18 protein-coding genes and 1 riboswitch are annotated in these 21,187 nt (G+C 66.7%); of the genes, 5 read left to right on the plus strand and 13 right to left on the minus strand.

The window, feature by feature from the left end:
• Positions 1-375: 375 nt before the first annotated feature.
• Positions 376-598, plus strand: a riboswitch (cobalamin riboswitch).
• Between the two features lie 124 nt (positions 599-722).
• From AUL32_RS17725 to AUL32_RS17735, 3 genes are all read left to right on the plus strand, one after another.
• A complete protein-coding gene (locus tag AUL32_RS17725; protein ID WP_062117855.1) occupies positions 723-3,614 on the plus strand; it encodes a ribonucleoside-diphosphate reductase subunit alpha in 2,892 nt (963 codons plus the stop codon).
• A gap of 78 nt (positions 3,615-3,692) precedes the next feature.
• The gene (locus AUL32_RS17730) at positions 3,693-4,805 is read left to right on the plus strand and encodes a ribonucleotide-diphosphate reductase subunit beta (RefSeq protein ID WP_082659794.1); all 1,113 of its coding nucleotides are present in this window, start codon (positions 3,693-3,695) and stop codon (positions 4,803-4,805) included.
• Between the two features lie 66 nt (positions 4,806-4,871).
• Entirely contained in the window at positions 4,872-5,372 is a 501-nt protein-coding gene (locus tag AUL32_RS17735; protein WP_306302898.1) for a GNAT family N-acetyltransferase, read from the plus strand.
• Positions 5,373-5,649: 277 nt separating this feature from the next.
• Here the strand turns inward: AUL32_RS17735 and AUL32_RS17740 are convergent, their stop codons facing one another.
• The 3 genes from AUL32_RS17740 to AUL32_RS17750 all read right to left on the minus strand — a co-directional run bounded on the left by AUL32_RS17740 (position 5,650) and on the right by AUL32_RS17750 (position 9,133).
• On the minus strand, positions 5,650-6,375 hold the full coding sequence (locus AUL32_RS17740) for a dienelactone hydrolase family protein (protein WP_062117953.1): 726 nt from the start codon (positions 6,373-6,375) through the stop codon (positions 5,650-5,652).
• Between the two features lie 1,495 nt (positions 6,376-7,870).
• Positions 7,871-8,245 (minus strand): VOC family protein, encoded by a 375-nt coding sequence (locus AUL32_RS17745; protein ID WP_062117861.1) that lies wholly within the window; start codon positions 8,243-8,245, stop codon positions 7,871-7,873.
• 201 nt (positions 8,246-8,446) lie between these two features.
• Positions 8,447-9,133: a TetR/AcrR family transcriptional regulator gene (locus tag AUL32_RS17750; protein WP_374700965.1), complete on the minus strand. Its 687-nt coding sequence runs from the start codon at positions 9,131-9,133 to the stop codon at positions 8,447-8,449.
• Positions 9,134-9,240: 107 nt separating this feature from the next.
• Here AUL32_RS17750 and AUL32_RS17755 point away from each other — a divergent pair, with 107 nt between their 5' ends.
• Positions 9,241-10,614 carry a cytochrome P450 gene (locus tag AUL32_RS17755; RefSeq protein ID WP_062117864.1) on the plus strand — a complete coding sequence of 458 codons (1,374 nt, stop codon included), beginning with the start codon at positions 9,241-9,243 and terminating at the stop codon, positions 10,612-10,614.
• Between the two features lie 20 nt (positions 10,615-10,634).
• Here AUL32_RS17755 and AUL32_RS17760 read toward each other — a convergent pair whose 3' ends face one another.
• The gene (locus AUL32_RS17760) at positions 10,635-11,762 is read right to left on the minus strand and encodes an MFS transporter (RefSeq protein ID WP_062117867.1); all 1,128 of its coding nucleotides are present in this window, start codon (positions 11,760-11,762) and stop codon (positions 10,635-10,637) included.
• On the minus strand, positions 11,759-12,283 hold the full coding sequence (locus tag AUL32_RS17765) for a TetR/AcrR family transcriptional regulator (RefSeq protein ID WP_062117869.1): 525 nt from the start codon (positions 12,281-12,283) through the stop codon (positions 11,759-11,761). The genes AUL32_RS17760 and AUL32_RS17765 overlap by 4 nt, the downstream gene beginning before the upstream one ends.
• Between AUL32_RS17765 and AUL32_RS17770 the strand changes: the two genes are divergently transcribed.
• A complete protein-coding gene (locus AUL32_RS17770; RefSeq protein WP_244497960.1) occupies positions 12,261-13,517 on the plus strand; it encodes an alpha/beta hydrolase in 1,257 nt (418 codons plus the stop codon). The two genes, AUL32_RS17765 and AUL32_RS17770, sit on opposite strands and share 23 nt — an antisense overlap.
• Positions 13,518-13,602: 85 nt before the next feature.
• Here AUL32_RS17770 and AUL32_RS17775 read toward each other — a convergent pair whose 3' ends face one another.
• The 8 genes from AUL32_RS17775 to AUL32_RS17810 all read right to left on the minus strand — a co-directional run bounded on the left by AUL32_RS17775 (position 13,603) and on the right by AUL32_RS17810 (position 21,173).
• Complete coding sequence (locus AUL32_RS17775) at positions 13,603-14,097, minus strand: DUF427 domain-containing protein (protein WP_061978438.1); 495 nt, start codon at positions 14,095-14,097, stop codon at positions 13,603-13,605.
• Entirely contained in the window at positions 14,094-14,456 is a 363-nt protein-coding gene (locus tag AUL32_RS17780) for a thiol-disulfide oxidoreductase DCC family protein (RefSeq protein WP_062117875.1), read from the minus strand. Before AUL32_RS17780 ends, AUL32_RS17775 begins: the two co-directional genes overlap by 4 nt.
• 115 nt (positions 14,457-14,571) lie before the next feature.
• A complete protein-coding gene (locus AUL32_RS17785) occupies positions 14,572-15,261 on the minus strand; it encodes an RraA family protein (RefSeq protein WP_062117878.1) in 690 nt (229 codons plus the stop codon).
• Between the two features lie 23 nt (positions 15,262-15,284).
• Entirely contained in the window at positions 15,285-16,295 is a 1,011-nt protein-coding gene (locus tag AUL32_RS17790) for a hydroxyacid dehydrogenase (protein ID WP_062117881.1), read from the minus strand.
• A complete protein-coding gene (locus AUL32_RS17795) occupies positions 16,288-17,160 on the minus strand; it encodes an HpcH/HpaI aldolase/citrate lyase family protein (RefSeq protein WP_062117884.1) in 873 nt (290 codons plus the stop codon). Before AUL32_RS17795 ends, AUL32_RS17790 begins: the two co-directional genes overlap by 8 nt.
• On the minus strand, positions 17,157-18,374 hold the full coding sequence (locus AUL32_RS17800) for a CaiB/BaiF CoA transferase family protein (protein WP_062117889.1): 1,218 nt from the start codon (positions 18,372-18,374) through the stop codon (positions 17,157-17,159). Before AUL32_RS17800 ends, AUL32_RS17795 begins: the two co-directional genes overlap by 4 nt.
• A gap of 11 nt (positions 18,375-18,385) precedes the next feature.
• Positions 18,386-19,462: an ABC transporter ATP-binding protein gene (locus AUL32_RS17805; protein WP_062117891.1), complete on the minus strand. Its 1,077-nt coding sequence runs from the start codon at positions 19,460-19,462 to the stop codon at positions 18,386-18,388.
• Positions 19,455-21,173 carry an ABC transporter permease gene (locus AUL32_RS17810; RefSeq protein ID WP_062117894.1) on the minus strand — a complete coding sequence of 573 codons (1,719 nt, stop codon included), beginning with the start codon at positions 21,171-21,173 and terminating at the stop codon, positions 19,455-19,457. The genes AUL32_RS17805 and AUL32_RS17810 overlap by 8 nt, the downstream gene beginning before the upstream one ends.
• Positions 21,174-21,187: the final 14 nt, after the last annotated feature.

Below are 21,187 nucleotides of genomic sequence, written 5' to 3' on the forward strand. Positions count from 1 at the left end.
CATCGGTCGGATTGCCTACGCGAACGAAGACGGGTTTCTCTTACGGATCGGCTGCCCGGACGCCATCACGCCTTGGGTTGAACCGCTGCGAGCCGTTTGCGAGGCCGTTCGCGACGGTCTTTCGGAGAAGAATGCCCTGCCCGTGCCGACGCGGTATGGGGTGCCTGTGGATTAACCGTTTTCCCTTTGTTCGAACTCGTCTGGTTCGTCGCGCCGCCAAGGCAATGCACTCCTTCTCGACGGCAGCGCCATCCCGAGACGTCAGCGTCACCCTGGGTTTCCCTGTCCGTCATGATCTCGACGGGGCGGGACTCACCGCAAGCCGGATTTGGGGATAAGGGCCGAGAGCGCGTTGACTCACCGGGTGGTTGCCGCACCATATGCGGCAGTCACGGTCCGCCGCGTCGCAAGATGTGGTGGCTAAGAGGGAACCCGGTGAGCTGATCCAGAGATGGAACGGCGAGGCCGGGGCTGCCCCCGCAACTGTAAGCGGCGAGCCCTTCGTCCAATCCGCGCCACTGGAGCGAAGCTCCGGGAAGGCCGGACGGAAGGCGTTTGACCCGCGAGCCAGGAGACCTGCCGCGACTTGCTTGAACCTTCCCTGGGCGGGGTGTCCCGGTGGATCGTGTGCCTGTCGCGGCTTGGGTCCCTCGGTCCAGGGTCTCCTGCGCCGTTTTGCATGCGTCCGCTCGGCCTTTGCCTCCACTCGCTGGAGCAGCCGAATGTCTCTTCTTCCGTCTTCCGCAGCCTTGCCGTCGCCGTTTCCGGCCCTGTCCGTCGATGCCGATGCAGCCGATCTCGCATCTTCGCTGGCAGCGCGCGTCCTGCGCCGCAATGGCGCCGTCTCAGGGTTCGACGCTTCGAAGATCGCAGTCGCGATGACCAAGGCGTTCCTTGCCGTCGAGGGGCGGCAGGCCGCCGCCTCCACCCGCGTCCACGACACGGTGCGGCGCCTGACCGACGAGGTCGTCGCCGCGCTCGCTCGTCGCTCGGGCGGCGACCGCCTCCTGCACATCGAGGACATCCAGGACCAGGTCGAACTCGCGCTGATGCGCTCGGAGCATCCGAAGGTCGCCCGCGCCTATGTCCTCTACCGCGAGGAGCACGCCCGCGCCCGCGCGGCGCAGGCCACCGCGTCGCAAACACAAGCCGCGCCCGCGTTGTCCGTGCGGCAGGCGGACGGCTCCCTCGCGCCTCTCGACGAGGCCCGGCTGGCCCGCGTCGTGACGGAAGCATCCGACGGCCTCGACGGCGTGTCGCCGGATGCGATCCTCGTTGAGACGCGGCGCAATCTCTACGACGGGCTGAGGCTCAGCGAACTCGCCGAGGCGCCTGTCATGGCGGCGCGGACCCTGATCGAGACCGAGCCGAACTATGCCTTCGCCTCGGCCCGGCTTCTTCTCGACAAGCTGCGCGGCGAGGCCCTGTCGTTCCTCGCCGGCTCGCCCAGGACGGCGACGCAGGCCGACATGGCGGCGCTCTACGCCGAGACCTTCCCGGCCTATCTCGACCGGGGCATCGCGGCCGGGCTGATCGATCCCGAGCTTGCCCGCTTCGACGTGGCGCGATGTGCTGCGGCGCTGACATCGGAGCGCGACAATCTCTTCCAGTTCCTCGGCCTGCAGACGCTCACCGACCGCTACTTCCTCCAGACGGAAGGGGTCCGCTTCGAGCTGCCACAATGGTTCTTCATGCGCGTCGCCATGGGATTGGCGTTGCGCGAGGTCGATCGCGAAGCCCGCGCCATCGAGTTCTACGAGCTTCTGTCGAGCTTCCGCTTCATGGCCTCGACCCCGACGCTGTTCAACGCCGGGACCCCGCGCCCGCAGCTTTCCTCCTGCTTCCTCACCACCGTCGCCGACGATCTCGGGGGCATCTTCAAGGCGGTGAAGGACAACGCGCTGCTTGCTAAATATTCCGGGGGCTTAGGCAACGACTGGACGCCGGTGCGCGGCCTTGGCGCCCACATCAAGGGCACCAACGGCCAGAGCCAGGGCATCGTGCCCTTCCTGAAGGTCGCCAACGACACGGCCATCGCCGTCAACCAGGGCGGCAAGCGCAAGGGCGCGGTCTGCGCCTTTCTCGAGACCTGGCATATCGACGTCGAGGAGTTCCTCGACCTGCGCAAGAACACGGGCGACGACCGCCGGCGCACGCACGACATGAACACGGCGCATTGGGTGCCGGATCTTTTCATGCAGCGCGTGGCGGAGAACGGCGACTGGACCCTGTTCTCGCCCGACGAGGTGCCGGGCCTGCATGACCTTTACGGGCGGGCCTTCACTGAGGCCTACGAAGGGCATGAGATCAGGGCCGCGCGCGGAGAAATCCGCGTCCACCGCCGCGTGAAGGCGGTCGATCTCTGGCGGCGCATGCTGACCATGCTGTTCGAGACCGGCCATCCCTGGATCACGTTTAAGGACCCCTGCAACATCCGCTCGCCGCAGGGCCATGTCGGTGTCGTGCACTCGTCCAACCTGTGCACCGAGATCACCCTCAACACCTCCGCCTCCGAGGTCGCGGTCTGCAATCTCGGCTCGGTGAACCTCGCGAGCCACGTCAACTCCGAAGGGCTTGACCGCTCGCTCCTCGCGCAAACGGTGAAGACCGCGATGCGCATGCTCGACAATGTCGTGGACATCAACTTCTACACGATCCCCGAGGCGCGGGCGTCGAACCTCAGGCACCGTCCGGTCGGCCTCGGCCTCATGGGCTTTCAGGACGCGCTCCAGGCGCTGCGGCTCGCCTATGCCAGCGAGGCGGCGGTGGCCTTCGCCGACACGAGCATGGAGGCGCTGAGCTATGAGGCGATCTCCGCCTCGGTGGACCTCGCCGCCGAGCGTGGCCGCTACCCCTCCTTCGACGGCTCGCTCTGGTCGCGCAGCATCCTGCCGATCGACTCGCTCGAACTCCTGGCCGAGGCGCGCGGCGGCACGCTCGATCTCGACCGCTCGGCGACGCTGGACTGGGCGGCCTTGAGGGAGCGTGTCCGAACCATCGGCATGCGCAACTCCAACACGATGGCGATCGCGCCGACGGCGACGATTTCCAACATCTGTGGTGTGTCGCAGTCGATCGAACCCGCCTACCAGAACCTCTTCGTCAAGGCGAACATGTCGGGCGATTTCACGGTGGTGAACGCCGCGCTGGTCCGCGACCTGAAGGCGAGGGGGCTCTGGGACGAGGTCATGGTGTCGGACCTCAAATATTACGACGGCTCGCTTGGGCCCATCGACCGCGTGCCGGAGGACCTGAAGCGCCTCTATGCCACGGCCTTCGAGATCGACTCGGCCTGGCTGATCGAGGCCGCCGCCCGGCGCCAGAAATGGATCGACCAGGCGCAGTCCCTGAACCTCTACCTTGCCGCCCCGTCCGGCAAGGCGCTCGACGCGCTTTACCGGCTCGCATGGGAGCGGGGCCTGAAGACGACCTACTATCTGCGCACGCGCTCGGCGACGCATGTCGAGAAGTCCACCCTGAAGGGAACGGACGGCAAGCTCAACGCCGTCTCGGCCGCGCCGCTGGCGGGGGCGTCTGCGGAGATCCGCGTGCCGGACGAGGCCTGGGGCAAGGCCTGCCGGATCGACGATCCCGAGTGCGAGGCCTGCCAGTAGGCCCGTGCGCTTCCCCTTCTCTTCCCCGGTCCCGCCGAATGGCGGCGGGCCGTCCCCCCGCTTTCGAAAGACGACCCGATGCTCGACTGGAACGACACCGCCACCGACGCCACGCCCATCCCCGATCTCGGGCCACCCACGGCGACTGGCACCGAGGCCGTCGATCGCAACGGCGGCCGCGTCTCGGTCTCCGAGAAGCGGATGATCAACGCGCGCGCCGACGTGAACCAGCTTCTGCCCATGCGCTACGGCTGGGCCTGGGAGAAGTATCTTTCGGCCTGCAACAACCACTGGATGCCGACCGAGGTCTCCATGCAGGCCGACATCGCGCTGTGGAAGTCGGCGAACGGCCTGACGGAGGACGAGCGGCGCATGGTGAAGCGCAATCTCGGCTTCTTCGCCGCCTCGGAGAGCCTCGTCGCGAACAACATCGTGCTCGCGATCTACCGCCACCTCACCAATCCCGAGTGCCGGCAGTACCTGCTGCGCCAAGCCTTCGAGGAGGCCGTCCACACGCACACGTTCCAGTACATTGTGGAATCGCTCGGGCTCGACGAGGGCGAGCTTTTCAACATGTATCGCGAGGTGCCGTCGATCACGGACAAGGCGTCCTGGGCGCTCCAGCACACCCAGGGCATCGAGGACCCGCATTTCCGGACCGGCACGCCGGAGACCGACCGCGCCTTCCTGAAGGACCTCGTCGCCTTCTACGTCGTGTTCGAGGGCATGTGGTTCTACACCGGCTTCGCGCAGATCCTGTCGCTCGGGCGACGGGGCAAGATGCAGGGCATTGCCGAGCAGTATCAATATATCCTGCGCGACGAGTCGATCCACCTGAACTTCGGCATCGACGTGATCAACCAGATCAAGGCGGAAAACCCGCATCTCTGGACGGCCGCCTTTCAGGACGAGTTGCGCGCCATGCTGCGCGAGGGCGCCGAGCTGGAGGCCGCCTATGGCCGCGACACAATGCCCGTCGGCTTCCTCGGGCTGAACGCGAGCGCCTGCGAGGCCTATATGCGCTTCATCGCCAACCGCCGCTGCGCCCAGCTCGGCCTCGCCCCCGTGTTTCCGGACACGGAAAACCCGTTCCCCTGGATGTCGGAGGTCATGGATCTCAAGAAGGAGAAGAACTTCTTCGAGACCCGTGTCATCGAGTATCAGAACGGCGGCGCACTCGCCTGGGATTGATGGGCGGCGGGCGACGGCAGGCGAAGGGGCGAACGGATGGACGGGATCGAGACGGAACGGCTGCGCTTGCGGAAATTTTGCGCGGGCGACGCGGAAGGGCTTCTCGCCTACCTGCATGAGCCGCAGGCGCGGTGCTTCCTGTCGTTGCGGCTGGGGGACCTTGCGGCCGCCGAGGCGGAGGCGATCCGCCGCGGCTCGTCCGACGAGCACGTCGCGATCGCCCTTCGCGGGTCCGACCGCCTGATCGGCGACCTCTTCGCCACGCACGAGGAGCCCGACACCTACGCCGTCGGCTGGAATCTCGACGCCGCGCACGCAGGCGCTGGGTTCGCGCATGAGGCGGCACGGGCGCTTTTCTCGCACCTGTTCGAAGAGAAGGGCGCGCGGCGCCTCTACGCCTATGTCGAGGTCGACAACGCCCCCTCCCGCCGCCTGTGCGAAAAGCTCGGGATGCGCGTTGAGGGCATGTTCATCGAGTTCGTCACCTTCACCGGCGCCCCGGACGGCACGCCGCGCTACGAGGACACGATGCAGTATGCCATCCTGCGGAGGGAATGGGCGAGCTGACGCCGCCGCCAAGCGGCGGTCGCTGCGATCGGCAGGTTCGCGGCAGCGCGCCCGAAGTCGGCCGGGCGACGGTGGCCGGGAGATCGGCCTCGCCTTCGGGGTTGATCCGGCGCTCGGAGCGATGGTCCCGATGTCCGGGGATTTCGCCATTGGCGAATCCTTGTGCCTCATTGCGGCTCGCCGCCGGGTATGGCGACCCGAACAGTCCGCCCACGCCGCCTCGATTTCGACGGGTCCCGATCGTTACGGACCGACCCCCAAGCCCTTTGCGATCCTTTTACGGCGTCGGCTTGCTTGCCAGCCGCTGCTTCTGCAGCCAATCCCACAAACCGGTCTCGTTTAGCGCTGCCGCCTCGACCGCTTGATGGCTGGTGTTCTCGAAAACGGTCAGCCGTGCGTCGCGCTTGAGGGTCTTGAGCCGCTCGTAGAGCACCACCGAGTCCGACAGCGGAATGACCTCGTCGTCCGTGCCGTGGAAGACCCAGAAGGCCGCCTTCTCGTTCGTCCGGTTAAGATAGTGCCGGTTGCCGCCACCGGCGATCGGCACGACGGCGGCGAAGGTCTCCGGGTATTGCTCGGCCATGGCCCAGGCCCCGAACGCACCCCGGCTGTAGCCGACCACCGAGACGCGGCTGGGATCGACCCGGTAGCGGTCCATGACCTCGTCCAGCGCGGCCTTCACCTTCTCGATGGGGTAGAGCAGTTCCTCGCTCGGGTTCTGCGGCGAGAAGACGATAAAAGGAATGTCGCGGCCGCCTTCAATCAGGGCCGGCAGTCCGCTCGAGCGCACCTTCTCGATCTCGCTCCCGCCCTGATCGCCGCCATGCAGCCAGACGATGAGCGGATAGGTTTCGCCCGACATCTCGTAGCCGCGAGGCGTGGACAGGAGATAATGGAGATCGGCTGGAATCCGCGCCTCCGCCGTCATGGCCTTCTGTTCGGCCATGACCGGTGCGGGGCCGAGCGCGAGACAGGCGCCGATGGCAACTGAGATACGGGTCATGCGCATGAAGAATCCTCTCAAAGCGGAAGGATAGGGCTCGAACGGGAGAAGGCCCGCCGCGCGGTTGGTCGGCAATGGAAATGCCGATCGAATTTGGAGATTGTCCCCAAGTTGGTGCAGCGTAGCCGAAGGACTGCGTTGGGCGAAACGCCGCCCGGCAGCTCTCGATCGCTACCTTCCAGCAACAGACACACGGATGGGATCCATGTTTCGTCCAAAATCAAAGAAAACTATGGTTGGACGGGCCGATAGCCTTCGCCATCATTCCTATAATGGACAGATCCGTCCTCGTTCAAGATATCGAGCCATTGATCCATCCCACGATAGACTTCATGCACTATCCCTTCAGGAATGCGGACCAAACTTCGCTCGTTTCCTGAAGTCAAAGGAAGTGTGATGAAGGTCACCGCATCACCATCGGGTATGGATCTGCCTCCGTTACGATCCCGAATCTTGGCCATCGTCGCTCCGCCGTAACCGACACGCAAGTGCCGAATGCCAGACCATGTGACGTAAGAGCGTCTCTTCCCGGCTTGGGCCAAACACTGATATTCCGGTGTTTTGGACAATTGGTGGAGGACATCGTTCCTTTTGAACGAGCAAGAGGTTATTATCCAAGCCATAGCACCAAACCAGAAGACGACGAATAAAGGGCCGAAAATGTCCGACTGAATTCGTCTTTCCATCTGTTGGGCTTCCATGACGAAGGCGCGAACTGAAGGCGGGCCCATATGGAAGCCCACAGTCATGATGACCGGTTTGAAGCAATGGAAAAAGTGCTGTCAACGACCTGAGGGGTCGATAGTTGGAAGGCCGCTTCCAATCCTGCCCCGCGCAGCCGTGCTGCGGCGCTGCAGCTCTCAATAGTATCCGTTAACGGGCCTGTAAGATTCGGATGGTCTTCGGCGTGGCCTGACCCGTGCGAACCTGTTCCATGTCACGGTAGGTCAGTCGCCCGGAAGCGATGGCATCCGTCACGCGCCGGCATGCTAGAGGAAGCGGATCACGCCCCGGCGCCAGGTTCATCAGCTTTCGGAGTGTTTCACGTTTCTGAGGATTGACGCGAAGATTGGACGCACACTTTTGGATTTCATCCTGCCGAAGCGCCGGACTTCCTTTCAACCCCTCCGCATAGGCAGCGTAATTGGTTGGGGAGATTGGTCTGGTGGAGGTGCAGCCACCAACCAGAAGCAGACCGAAAGCCATCGAGGCCAAGATTGCGGTATGACGTTCGGGCATTCGCACACTTGCCTCTAGGATACACGTCGGATGAACTTGGTTGCGCAACGCTTGCGGTCAATAGGTCTTGCCGTCGACCAAGGCCAATCGGACAAAAACTTCCAAACTTGCGGCACTGCCATCTGAGCCGACGTCATGCCTCCGTGAAGGCCTCAATGCCCGCAGACACGCAGAGGTATCGAGCGAGGACTGAAAGTCCGCTGTCTGGAATGGTCGATCGGCCGGAGGCAGGAGACGGAAGTCGTCTGCGTTGCCATTACTTCGTCGCTTGAGTTCGCGCCGTCAGCTTGTTGCCATCCGGATCGCGAAGATAGGCGACGAAGGCGCCGTTCGGGCGCTCGGCGGGCGGGCTTTCGATCGCGGTGCCACCATTCGCCGTGCCGGCTTCGTGCCATGCCAGGACATGGTCCCGGCTCGCCGCCACGATGCCGATCGTTCCGCCATTGGCCGCGGTCGCCGGGTTGCCGTCGATCGGTTTGGTGATCATCAGGCGACCGTTCTCGTGGAGATAGATCAGCCGGCCCCTGGCATCCATCTCGCCGGGCTTGCCTCCGAGGGCTGCGAACGTAGCGTCGTAGAAGGCCCTCGCCCGCTCCAGGTCGTTGCTGCCGATCATGACGTGAGTGAACATGGGTCCTCCCTGGAAAAGCTAAGGGCAATCATCGATGCGAGACGAACGCCGAGCCAATTTTCGGCAAACCGCCTCGAGCCGTCTTGGAACGGCGCCCGACATACGACCGCATTTGCGACGGCTGGGCAACCGTGCGATCGCGGGACGCGGTTCGCTTGCGGAGTGACGGCTTAAAGGCTCTAACCCAATCGTCCGATTGCCTCACACCGCTGGCGGGTCCCCAGGCTCGGACGCCGAAAACAACGCGTCCCTGGCAGACGGTGTGAGATAGGGCCTGAACAGGCTCGACACCTGGTTTAGGCCCCAGCCCAGATGCGTGTCGTCGAGGCGATCGACGCCTTCCTGCAGGCTGAGATAGACCGCCCAGTAGGTCGAGACGATCCAGACATTCGCGAGGATCGCCGGGAGGTCTTCCTCCGGAATGACGACGAGGCCATCGGCCATCATCCGCCGCACCAGCGCTTCGACGGCTACGCGCATCCGCCCGCTCAACGCCCGGATCGGCTCCACCAGGGACGGGCTCTCCGCCGCCAGCGCCAGGAGATCGCGGAACAGGAAGCGGTAGCGCCAGACGATCGCGAACCACGAGGCCAGGAACTCGCCATAGGTTCGCGCCTCGCCGGGCGAGGGCGGGGCGCCCCGGTCCGCGAGCGCGCCGGCCTCGTCCTCGAACCGCGCGAACAGCGCCAGCACCAGGCTCTCCTTGGTGCGGAAGTGGTAATAGAGATTGCCCTCGTTGATCCCCGCCGTGCGGGCGATCTCCGCCGTGGTGACGCGTTCGGGGCTGCGGTCGTTGAAGAGCGCGAGCGTGAGGTCGAGGATGCGCTCGCGTGTTCGGCCGCGCTTCGGCCCGCCCATCGCTCCACCCATCGCGCTCTCGATCATCATCGTTATCCGCCGCCCTCTGTAAGGTGATCACCTTATTTCTGCCGGATTAAGGCGTCTACCTTATACCATCAACTGGCCGCTTCCGACTCGCATTCAAGGGCATTTCCATGACCCACGCAGCCGAACTTCCATCTTCTTCCACCACGCCCGGCTTCCTGCGGGAGGCGGGTTCGACGGCTCGCGCCCTGGTCGCCATCGTTCGCGATCCGCTGAAGGCGCTGCCGCCGGAGGTCTACAGCGAACCCGTCGTCGTCTCGCGCCTCGCCGGGCGGGACCGTGTCTATCTCTCCGATCCCGTTCTCATTCACGAAGCCCTGGTGAAGAACGCCGACGCGCTTGGAAAGGGCGAGGATGTGCGCCGCGCGCTTGGGCCGGCGCTCGGGCAGGGCCTGTTGACGGCCGACGGCGCCCATTGGAAATGGCAGCGCCAGTCCGTCGCCGGCGCCTTTCGCCACGACAAGCTGCTGGCCCTTCAGCCCGCGATGATCGCGGCGGCCCGGCGGACGAGCGAGCGCTGGCGCGCGGAGCGGGCCGAAAGCGTCGATATCTCCCACGAGATGATGCGCACGACCTTCGACATCATCGTGGAGACCATGATGTCGGGCGGCGCCGGCATCGACGTGGCGCGGGTGGAGCGCGGCATCACCGACTATCTCGCCCCGAGCGGCTGGGTGTTCGCCTTCGGCATCCTCGGCGCGCCCGACTGGATGCCCTATCCCGGCCGGGGAAAGGCGCAGGCCGCCGTCGCCTTTCTGCGCTCCAGCCTGGCTTCGGTCATAACTGCGCGACGCGCGAGCGGCGAGACTCGGCAGGATCTCGTAGGCATGCTCCTCTCCGCCGCCGATCCCGAAACGGGACGCACCATGAGCGATGAGGAGATGGTCGACAATCTCATGACCTTCATCACGGCGGGCCACGAGACCACGGCGCTGGGCCTAGCATGGACCTTCCACCTCCTGGCGAAACACCCCGCCATCGAGGCAAAGGTGCTGGCGGAGATCGCAGCGGTTACCGGGGGCGCACCGGTGGAGGCGGAGCATATCGCTGAGCTCGCCTATACCAGGCAGGTCTTCTCCGAAGCCATGCGCCTTTATCCCCCCGCCCCCATCATCACGCGCACGGCGCTTCGGGACATCGTTCTGGGCGGCCGCCAGATCGCGGAGGGAACGGTGCTCTACGTGCCGATCCACGCGGTTCACCATCACGGCGCCCTTTGGGACGATCCCGAAACCTTCGATCCCGACCGCTTCGCGCCGGACGCGGCCAAGGCCCGGCATCGCTACGCCTATATGCCCTTCGGCGCGGGCCCTCGCGTCTGCATCGGCAATCTCTTCGCGCTGATGGAAGCGGTCGCCATCCTGGCGGTTCTCCTGCCGGCCCACCGGCTCGCGCGTCGCGGCGCGTCCGATCCCGAAGCGATCATGAAGGTCACGCTCCGGCCTAAGCGAAGCCTCGTCATGGATCTCGAAGCGCGCGCCTGAGAAGCGCGCATCTTCAAGGGTTATTCTCGGCACAATTTCCCCGCGCGGATGATCCCAGCCGAGACAGCAAGAGCGGCGAAACACAAGACAGCCGGCCCCGCGCCAGGACCTGCCATCAAAAGCCCGAAGATCGGCGCGCCGGCGGTTTGGCCCACGGCGAACGTCAGGAAGCCGATCATCAGTCCGACCGCAGGGCGGTCCGATACGGCGCGCACGCTCCAGAGAAGGTAGACCCCGGTCAGCATCACGTAGGCCGCTCCGAACAAAACGCCGCAGATCAAAGCGAGCGCGGGTGTCACCCAGCTTGAGCCGATCAAAAGGATGCTCGCCGCCATCAGCGCCAGGAACGTGCGATGGACAGGGTCGAGCCCGAAGCGGGAGACAAGACTACCGGACCATGCGCCCAGAACACCGCCGACGCCGATGCAGCTCCATAGGATTCCGGTTTCGCTCGGCCCCCAGCCGAGGCGCTGCGAGACAAGCTGGCCGCCGAAGGACCACAGGGCGGTGCTCGCCATACCCGCCAGGAACGTGGCTCCCATCAGGCGCCGCAGCGAACCCGTGATCGCGGGAAAGCCGCCAGCGGCCTTGCGGCCCGCCGCGGACGGAAGCGACGTCGCGGCCGCGATCGCAAGGAGAACCGCCGCGAACGCGAAGAGGCCGAAGGCCAACCGCCATTGCCCACTCATGGCCAAAGCGACCAGACCGGACAGAGCCACGCCCGCGCTCGTCCCGGCATTGATCGTGGTGTTGGTGATGTCCTGCCGATCGTTGCGAACGGCGATCGCCACCGCCGCCGCCATGGGTGGGGAAGCCAGACCCGTGCTCAAACCGGCCACGATGACGGCCATGGCCAGGATCGTCGGCGACGGGGCGAGGGCGATCCCCACCATGCCCAGCGCCGCGACGATGGCCGCAGCGGTCGCGACCATTCGCGGCCCCGCCCGTTCGGTCAGCGCAGCCGAGGCGGCGATGGCGATGCAATATCCCGCGAAAGCCCCGCCGGAGATCACGCCGCTCAAGGAGGGCCCGAGACCGAGATCCCTGTCGATCTCAGGCAGAAACAGACCGAAGGCGAAACGGGCGAAGCCGTAGCAGAGCGCGATCAGGCCGAAACCCATCGCGCCGATGCGAAGAGCCGGGCTCATGCCCGCGCCCTGTCAGTCAGGATGCGCGCTGCCGACCGCGCGGCGCGCACGGCCTCTGGCCCGAGATAGACGGCGGCATGGGTGGCGCCCTCCATGAGAACCAGGACCTGCTCGCTCAACGCCGGGTCGTCATGTCCGAGGTCGGCGGCGACGATCTCGCCGATACGCTTGCGAAAGGCGCGCTTGTGCGCGGCGACGGCCTCGGCGATCTCCGGTGTGGTTCCGCCCGTCTCCGCGTTGACCCGCAGGAACAGACAGCCGCGAAAGCCCTCGGCCTGGCCCCAGTCTTCGAGCGCGGCAAACAGCGCGTCGACGCTCTTCACTTCGATCCCGGCCATGAAGCGCCGGTCACGCTCGGCGAGCACGCGAGCCATGAGCTGCGCCTTGTTGCCCACGTGCTTGTAAAGTGTCCGACTTGACAGGCCGGCGGCCTCGGTCAGTCGATCGATGCCGGTTGCCGTGTAGCCATGGCGGTCGAAAAGGGATTCCGCGACAGCCGTGAGTTTGGTGTTCGTGTCCATGGCCGTTCCCTTGGTTTCCAAGGACGGGCATGTAAAGCGATCGTTTTACATTGCAAGCCGGCGAGCACGGATGCTGCGTTGCTCGCGCGGACCCGAGCGGCGATCCCACGAAATCCAGCGCATCGCCCGCAAAACCGGAGGCGAACGATCGATCGACAAAGCTTTTGCCATCGCTGCCTCCCTTCCGGTCGGCCGATGGAAGCATAGATCAGAAGGACATCCGACCCGGCCGGACAGCGCTCGCAGGGTGCGATCCCGACAGGCACGGCTCAGCTTGAAGGACACCCAAGGCATGGCTCATGAACTGACCCACGTGTCGTTCCGCAACGGCGCGATCGAGCTGGCCGGCGATCTCAGGATACCGCACGGGGACGATGGCCAGCCGCCCTTCCCGGCGGTGATCATCGCGACGCCGGGAAGCAGCGTGAAGGAGCAGATCGGCGCGAACTATGCCGAGCGACTGACGGCGCGAGGGTTCGTCACGCTGGCCTTCGACCCGTCCTACCAAGGGCAGAGCGGGGGAGAACCGCGCGACCTCGAAGACCCGGCGGCGCGTATCGAGGACATACGCTGCGCGGTCGATTACCTGATGACGGTGCCGGCTGTCGACGAAGAGCGCGTCGGGCTTCTCGGCATCTGCGCGGGCGGCGGCTATGCGGTCAGCGCGGCGCTGACGGAATACCGGGTCAAGGCGCTGGGAACCGTGGTGCCCGTCAATATCGGACGGGCGCGCCGCCAGGGCGGTCGCACGCCGGATGCCATCCGCGATATGCTGGAAGCCGTGGGCCGACAGCGCACGATCGAGGCTCGCGGCGGCGCGCCGAAGCGGGAAGCCTGGATACCGGACACGCTCGACGAGGCGCACGCGGCGGGGATCACCGACCCCGATCTCCTCGATGCCGTCGACTTCTACCGAACGCCGCGCGGCTACAGCGAACATTCGACCAACCGTCGCATCTTCACCAGTCTCGGACCGATGATGGGTTTCGATGCGTTTCATCTGGTCGGCGAGCTTCTGATCCAGCCCTTGCAGGTGATTGTCGCGGGCAGGCTCGGCGCCACCTTCTCCTATGCCGACGGCCAAACCTTGTTCGAGCGTGCTCGGAATCGACGCGGTTTCCATGTCGTCCAGGGCGCGGGGCATTACGACATGTACGACAAGCGCCCCTTCATCGACGAAGCCGCCGAGGTCTTGGCGGCGTTCTTCGACAAGACGCTTCGGGATGCTGGCTAGCATCCGCTCCATTTGTCCGAGCCGGGACAGCATACCTTGCGGCCCAGAACGCCGCTTCGGCCCGTCGCCTTTGGCGCCTACGCGCCTACCATCCCGCGCTGCCCGGTCCGCCCTTGAACGGGCCTGCGAAACCATCGGTGATCCACCCGCCGTAGAACGCGCCGGCCTGCGGCGTCACCCTTTGTCCGTCGACGGAGCAGAGATCGAACGGACGCGCATAGAAGGCGACGTGGTCCTTCAAGACGGCGAAGGTGGGCGAGGGCGAGGGATAGCTCCATCCGACCCGATCGAGCACGAGACCGTCGATCACGACGTTCCAGTAGACCGCCGCGCCTTTCCATTCGCAGAACGAGCTGCCCTCGGTCCGTGCGAGGACGCCGGGTTCGATATCCTCGCGCGGGATGTAGTAGCTCGGCGGATGGCTGGTCTCGAGCGTGCGGACCGTGCGGCGGCTGTCGACGATCCGGCGACCACGATGCTCGATGACGACATGGGCTTCGGTCGGCTGGGCGATGGCGGGGCGAGGAAACGACCAGACGCTCTCCTGGCCGGGGGCGGCGGGCTCGGGCTTCGGTCTCATGGGCGCTCCAGCCGACGGGCCAATCTCTGCAACGCCGGCCGCGCCCGCAGGAACCGGCGGTAGAGCCCCTCCAGCAGCGCCAGGGCGAAGGGGCGCTGGAACGCCCATCCGAGAGGGCGAAGAAGCGGAATGGCGCGCCACATGGCGGCGAACGCTTCGGCACCGCTGAACAGGCGACCATTCTGCGATGCGTGGAAGCGGGCGAGGAGGTCGCCCCGGTCGAGAGGGCAGCTGGCCGGTCCGGCCTCCACCGCATCGATGAAGCGGATCGCGCCCCGGCGATCGAGCCGACGCATCAGCGCGATCTCCTGTCGACATAAGGGGCACGACCCGTCGTACCAGACCGTCAGTTCCGTCATGTCAGCAAGATGGCGCTCCTGCCTCCCGAAGTCTCGCCCTGCCGCATGTGGCAGATCGCATCATGGTCTCCGCTTCGCCTCGAATGAGCACCGAAAGCCGACGCGGCCGTCGAACTCAGGCGAACCGACAGTCTTCGTAGGTGCAGCCGGCTTCGCTCAGCGCCTTGTCGACCCAGGATCGGTCGACGGTGCGCGCTTCGGTTTCGGCCATCTGACGTGTCTCGGCGGCGTGCTTGCGATGGGCCGCCGCGATGACGGTTTCCGCGTCCGCCCGTGGAACGGTGACCACGCCGTCGAAATCGCCGAGCACGAGATCGCCCGACATCGCGGTCATGCCCTCGAAGGAGATGGGATAGCCGATCTCGCCCGGCCCTGTCCGATAGGGACCCCGGTGCGTGACGCCGAGCGCGAAGACCGGCAGGTTGCGTGCGCGGAAGGCTTCGGCGTCGCGGATCGCGCCGTAGAGCACGAAGCCGGCGACGCCGCGTCCGATCGCGTGGGCCAGCATCAGCTCGCCCATCAGCGAGTTGGTGCAGTCGCCCCCCGCGTCCACGACGATCACGTCACCGGCCTCGGCCATGTCGATCGCCTTGTGCAGCATGAGATTGTCGCCGGGGCGGGTGCGCACCGTGAGGGCCGGCCCGGCCAGCACGCCGGTCCGATGCATCGGGCGAAGCTGCGGCCCGCCGGCCGCGATGCGCGACATGCAATCGCTGACATTGGCGACGGGGAGGGTTCGAGCGTCCTCGACGATCGCGGCGGCGATGCGGGTCCAGGTCCGGTTGATGCGGAAGCCGACGGGCATGGGTTGCGTCCTCAAAAAGGGTTTCAGGCGGCGAAGGCGTCGGGCGAGGACAGGCTCGCCGCATCGGGGGCCTTTCCGTCGAGAACGTCGATGATGTGGCGAGCGGCGATCTCAGCCATGGCCCGCGCGGACCCGTTCGTGACGCCGCCGATATGGGGGGTCGCGAGGAGGTTCGGCACTTGCCAGAGTTGGCTGTCGGCCGCCGGCGGCTCGCTCGCGAAACTGTCGAGCGCCGCGCCGGCGATGCGGCGCTCCGTCAGGGCAGAGGCCAGTGCCGCCTCGTCGACGATGCCGCCGCGCGCCGTGTTCACCAAGAGCGCCGTCGGCTTCATCAGCGACAGGCTTCGCGCGTCGATGAGATGGCGCGTGCCCTGCGTCAGCGGGCAGTGGAGGCTGACGATGTCGGCGGCGCGCAGGAGATCGTCCAGCCGCTCGGCGCTGGTGTAGCCGGCGGCCTCGATCGCGCCGGGGCTGGCCATCGGGTCGTGCACCGTGACCTCCATGCCAAGCGCATCGGCAAGGCGCGCCGTTTCGCGACCGATGGCGCCGAAGCCGACGAGGCCGATCACCGAACCGGCGATATCGCGCCCGATGAAGCTGGGCTTAGGCCACTCGCCGCCCTTCACCGCCGCGTCGAGCCGATGGACTTCCTTGAGGAGAGTCAGCGCCAGCGCGATCGTGTGCTCGGCGACGGCCAGCGAATTGCTGCCCAGCGAGCGCAGCACCGGAATGCCGCGACGGGCGGCGGCCACGACATCGATGTTGTCGATGCCCACGCCGTGCTTGACGATGACCTTGAGCTTGGGCGAGGCGCCGATGACGAGATCGTTGACCTTGCCCTGGCGCACCATGATGGCGTCGACCGCCAGCCGGCGCGCGCGCTCGGCCACGAGCTCCGGCGCGTCGTAGGGCGGCGAGAAGAAGACATCGACGTCGTGACGGTTCAAAAGCTCGATCGCGGACGGCGCGATGGAATTGTGGGTCACGAGAATGCGGCGCGTGCGCGTGCCTTCCTCGGGGGATGCGTCAGGCATCACGACCTCCTGTCTTTGATGAAACCGTCGCGCCGAGGGCCAGCAGCCGTTTGGCGCGGGCGAGAATGGGGGCGTCGACGAACCGCCCGTCGACCAGAAAGGCGCCGCGCCCGTCGCGCCGCGCGTCGCCTTGGGCATCCACCACGCGCCGGGCGAAGGCGAGTTCGGCCTCGCCCGGGGCGAAGGCCTCGTTCAGCACGGGCACGACGCTGGGGTGAATGCAGCTCGCCCCGTCGAAACCGAACTGGCGGGCCTCACGGGCGGCCGCCGCCAGCGCGGCACGGTCGCCATAGTCCGCGACCGTGCGAAGAAGCCCGAAGGACAGGACGCCCACCGCCTTGGCCGCCATGTGGATGAGCAGCTTGGGAAGGCGCAGGACGTCGGGCGTCGGCTCCGCGCCCATGGCGGTGGCGATGTCCTCGGCGCCCGCGCTGAGGGCAAGGACGCGAGGTCCCCGGCCGATGGCGCGCGCGTCGAAGATGGCGCCTGGGTCCTCGATCAGCGGAACGAAGTCGAGGGGGCGGCGGCCGAGGGCGGCTTCGATCGGCGCAAGGTCGGCGGCGAGATGCGCCAGGAGCGCGGCGTCCCCGACCTTGGGCACGTAGAGCCCGTCCGCCCCCGCCCGGCAGGCGCTTTGCGCATCGGGCAGGAGAAGCTCGGGGTCGTTGTTGATGCGCACGAAGACGAGCGCGCCGCCCCGGCGCACGGCGGCGACGGTTTCGGCGAGCTTGTCGCGCGCCTCGACCTTGCGCTCCGGCGTGACGGCGTCTTCGAGGTCCACGACGATCGCGTCCGCGCCGCGCTCGTGCGCCTTGGCGATGAAGCGCTCGCTCGTGCCGGGAACATAGAGGAGGGAGCGGATCACGACGCGCGCTTCCCGGGTTCGGGGCTGATGGCGCGCGCGATGCCGGCCTCGCGCAGGATCTCGTCCGTGTGCTCGCCGAGGCGGGGCGCCGGGCGCCGCCAGCCGCCGGGCGTCTCCGACAGGCGCGGCAGGACGTTGTGCATGGGCAGCGTGCCGTTGTCGGCGTCCTCGACCTCCACAATCACGCCGCGCTCGCGAAAATGCGGATCGGCGGCGATATCGGCGATGTCGTAGACGGGACCGACCGTCGCGCCCGCCTCGCGCATGATGCGCAGCGCCTCGTCGCGCGTGTGCCGCGTGAACCAGGCGCCCACCGCCTCGTCCACCGCCGCGCGGTTGCGAACGCGCTCGACATTGGTGGAAAAGCGCGGGTCGCTCTTCATCTCGGGATGGCCGATAATGTCGAAGATGCGCATGGCGACCACCTGCATGGAGCCCGACAGCGCGACGTATTTTCCGTCCGAGCAGAGGTAGACGTTGCGCGGCGAGACGGTGTTGGAGGCCGAGCCCGTGCGCTGCTTCACCTTGCCGGTGACGCGGTGGATCGCGGCCTCCGGCCCGAGCACGGCATACATCGGTTCCAGAAGCGACAGGTCGATCACCTGCCCGCGCGCCTGCCCCTTTTCGCGCGCCAGAAGCGCCATGGTGACCGCCTGCGCGCCGTAGATGCCGGAGATCATGTCGGCCAGCGCCAGCGGCGGCAGAACGGGCTCGCGATCGGGGAAGCCGGTGCGCGTGGCAAAGCCGCTCATCGCCTCGACCAGAGTTCCGAAGCCGGGATATTGCGCGTAGGGGCCGGTCTGGCCGAAGCCAGAAATGCGCACCACGATCAGGTCGGGGTTGAGTTCCAGAAGCCGCTCCGGGGCGAGGCCCATCGTCTCCAGCGTGCCCGGCCGGAAGTTCTCGATGAAGACGTCGGCCGTGCGGACGAGGGTGACGAGCGCGTCCATGTCGTGGCTCTGCCGCAGGTCCAGAAGCACGGACCGCTTGTTGCGGCCGTAGGTCTTCCAGTGAAGCGACTGTCCGTCGTCGGTCCAGTCGCGCAGCGGGTCGCCCGCCGAGGACTCGATCTTCACGACATCGGCGCCGAAGTCGCCGAGCTGGACCGATAGCATGTTGCCGGCCACGAGGCGGGACAGGTCGAGGACGCGGACGCCCGACAGGGGGCCGGTCGCGGCCGCGTCGAAGCGGACGACGTTGGGGCTGTTCGTCATGACATGGCTCCTCACTTCGCGTCCGGACCGGCCGCGAAGATCGACGCGGCTTCGGGCGGAATGCGCACGAAGGCGGTCTTCGTCTCGACGGGGCGCGTGGTCTGGATGCGAAAGCGCGAGCCGCCGCCGGCTACCTCGTACTGGTAGACCGAGCCGAGATAGGTGCCTTGCGCGATCTCGACGGGAATGGCGTTCTCGCCCGGCCCTTCCACGAGTTCGATCCGCTCGGGCCGCACGGCGACCACAAGCCCACCGTCCGGCGAGGCGCGGCCCGCGGGGACGGAAAGCTCGGTCCCGTCGCCCAGCCGAACCCGCGCCCGGCCGCCCGCCTCGCCGATCATGTTGCCGGTGAGGAAGTTGGACGAGCCGATGAAGTCGGCGACGAAGGCGTCGGCGGGGTTTTCGTAGATTTCCTTGGGCGTGCCGAGCTGGCGCAGGTGCCCCATGCTCATCACCGCGATCCGGTCGGACACGGCCAGCGCCTCGGCTTGGTCGTGCGTGACGTAGATCGTCGTCACGTTCAGCCGCTCCTGAAGCTCGCGCAGCCACACGCGGGCCCGCTCGCGCAGCTTGGCGTCGAGGTTGGACAGGGGCTCGTCGAGCAAGAGGAGGCGCGGCCGGTAGACCAGCGCGCGGGCCAGCGCCACGCGTTGCTGCTGGCCGCCCGACAGCTCGAACGGATAGCGCTCGGCATAGGGCATCATCTCGACCAGCGAGAGCGCCTCGCGGATCCGCTCGTCGCGCTCGGCGCGGCCGAGTTTGCGAAGCTTCAGCGGAAAGGCGAGGTTCTCGGCCACCGTCTTGTGCGGCCAGAGGGCGTAGGACTGGAACACGAGCCCGATGTCGCGGCGCTCGGGCGCGATCGAGATGCCGCGCGCGCCGTCGAACAGAACCGTGTCGCCGATCCGGATCGTGCCGGATGTCGCGTGGTTCAGCCCGGCGATCGAGAACAGCGTCGTGGACTTGCCGCAGCCCGACGGGCCGAGGAAGGTCAGGAACTCGCCCTTGCCCACGGTCAGCGAGATGTCGTTGACGGCCGTGACGCCGCCGTAGCGGATGGTGAGGTGATCGAGGACGAGGTCAGCCATAGATCTTTGCTCCGAAGACGCGGCGCGCGAGGATGACGAAGAGAGCCGTGATGACGACCTGGATCGTGGCCAGCGCCGCGACCGGTCCGTTGTCGCCTTGCGCGCTCAGCTGCAGCATGGTGGAGCCGATGATCTCGGACCCCGGCTGGTACAGGAACACGGCGGTCACGTATTCCTTGAAGAAGTGGATGAAGAGGAGGGCGAAGCAGGAGAAGAGCGCCGGCTTCAGGATCGGCAGGATGATCCGCGTCACCGTGGTCCACCAGTCCGCGCCCGAGATGCGGGCGCCCCGGTCGAGCTCGTCGCCGATCTGCGAAAGGGCGGGCGCGATGGCGCCGAAGCCGACCGGGATGTAGCGCAGGATGAAGGCGATGATCAGAATGAAGATCGTGCCGCGGATCACGTCGAGACCCGGAATCCAGACCACGGCATAGAAGAAGCCGAGGCCCGCGATGATGCCCGGCAGCGAGCGCGGGAAGAGCGCGACATACTCCAAGGGGCGCGCGAAGCGGAACTCCGAGCGCCGGGCGACGAGCGCGATCACGGCGATGAAGAACGTGCCGACGACGCCCCCGATCAGCGCGATCAGGACCGAGTTGACGATCGAGCGGACATAGGTGTCCGAGGCGAAGACGGTCTCGTAGTTCGCGGTGGTCAGGAGCTTCCAGAACGGAATGAGCGGCGTCAGGAAGGACACGCCCGAGCGCATCACGAGCCCCGCGAAGACGGCGACGATCGTGAAGAGCACATAGGCCGCGACCAGCGCGAAGGCGATCCAGCGCCAGGGGCCGAGGTCGAGCGTCGAGGCCCGGCTCGCCTTGCCGCGCACGGTGACGAAACGTCCCGACCCCTTCATCAGGAAGCCCTGCAGCCAGACGAGGCCGGCGACGACGAGAAGCAGGATCAGCGCGGCCGCGCCGACGATGCCGTAGTCCGGCCGCACCGCGGCGTTGATGCCGACATTGTAGAGGAAGGTGGTGACCGTGTTGATGCCGCTCGGCGCGCCGAACAGGAGCGGGATCGCCAGCATCTCGACGCCGATCACGAAGTTGAGGACCGCCGAATAGATCATCGCGGGCCGCATCATCGGCACGGTGACGGAGAACAGGGCGCGGAACGGCCCGGCGCCCGCCGAGCGGGCGGCGTCCTCCAGCTGCGCGTCGGCCTTGGTCACGGCGCCCAGGCACATGAGATAGGCGAGCGGGGCCTGGCTGAGCCCGGCGACGATGCCCATGCCCGTCAGCGAGTAGAGGTTCCACGGGATGAAGCCGAACCACGAGCGCACGGCGAGCGAGATGTAGCCCGAGGGTCCGTACATCGACAGCCAGCCGAAGGCGATCACGAGGTTGGAGACGAAGAGCGGCCAGATCAGGATCTCGCCGATCCACTTGCGCGCCGGCAGGTTGGTGCGCCCGATCACCACGGCCATCACCGAGCCGAAGACCTGCGCCACCACCATGGTCAGCACCGCGAAGTAGAGCGTGTTGCCGAAGATGGTCAGGATCGCGGGATCGCCGAACAGGCGTGCGAAGTTCGTCAGCGTCCACTCGGTATCGGGTGCATAAAGCGGCTTGTCGAGAAAGGCCTGGGCGATGATGGGCGCGATCGGCCCGATCACCAGAAGGGTCGTCACGACGGCAACGCCCCAGAAGATCAGGCGCGAGCGGTCGATACCGGGCGTCTCGGCCCGGTCCAGCGCGGTCGTTGTCATGGCTTGGATCCGCT

Source organism: Aureimonas sp. AU40 (assembly GCF_001463785.1).
Classification (GTDB): domain Bacteria; phylum Pseudomonadota; class Alphaproteobacteria; order Rhizobiales; family Rhizobiaceae; genus Aureimonas.

Coding starts and splice junctions, on each gene's coding strand:
- AUL32_RS17730 (WP_082659794.1), top strand. CDS start 3,693: ATGCTCGACTGGAACGACACCGCCACCGACGCCACGCCCATCCCCGAT.
- AUL32_RS17740 (WP_062117953.1), bottom strand. CDS start 6,375: ATGACCCGTATCTCAGTTGCCATCGGCGCCTGTCTCGCGCTCGGCCCC.
- AUL32_RS17785 (WP_062117878.1), bottom strand. CDS start 15,261: ATGCCCGTCGGCTTCCGCATCAACCGGACCTGGACCCGCATCGCCGCC.
- AUL32_RS17745 (WP_062117861.1), bottom strand. CDS start 8,245: ATGTTCACTCACGTCATGATCGGCAGCAACGACCTGGAGCGGGCGAGG.
- AUL32_RS17800 (WP_062117889.1), bottom strand. CDS start 18,374: ATGACGAACAGCCCCAACGTCGTCCGCTTCGACGCGGCCGCGACCGGC.
- AUL32_RS17760 (WP_062117867.1), bottom strand. CDS start 11,762: ATGAGCCCGGCTCTTCGCATCGGCGCGATGGGTTTCGGCCTGATCGCG.
- AUL32_RS17780 (WP_062117875.1), bottom strand. CDS start 14,456: ATGACGGAACTGACGGTCTGGTACGACGGGTCGTGCCCCTTATGTCGA.
- AUL32_RS17790 (WP_062117881.1), bottom strand. CDS start 16,295: ATGCCTGACGCATCCCCCGAGGAAGGCACGCGCACGCGCCGCATTCTC.
- AUL32_RS17725 (WP_062117855.1), top strand. CDS start 723: ATGTCTCTTCTTCCGTCTTCCGCAGCCTTGCCGTCGCCGTTTCCGGCC.
- AUL32_RS17765 (WP_062117869.1), bottom strand. CDS start 12,283: ATGGACACGAACACCAAACTCACGGCTGTCGCGGAATCCCTTTTCGAC.
- AUL32_RS17750 (WP_374700965.1), bottom strand. CDS start 9,133: ATGATGATCGAGAGCGCGATGGGTGGAGCGATGGGCGGGCCGAAGCGC.
- AUL32_RS17810 (WP_062117894.1), bottom strand. CDS start 21,173: ATGACAACGACCGCGCTGGACCGGGCCGAGACGCCCGGTATCGACCGC.
- AUL32_RS17755 (WP_062117864.1), top strand. CDS start 9,241: ATGACCCACGCAGCCGAACTTCCATCTTCTTCCACCACGCCCGGCTTC.
- AUL32_RS17775 (WP_061978438.1), bottom strand. CDS start 14,097: ATGAGACCGAAGCCCGAGCCCGCCGCCCCCGGCCAGGAGAGCGTCTGG.
- AUL32_RS17805 (WP_062117891.1), bottom strand. CDS start 19,462: ATGGCTGACCTCGTCCTCGATCACCTCACCATCCGCTACGGCGGCGTC.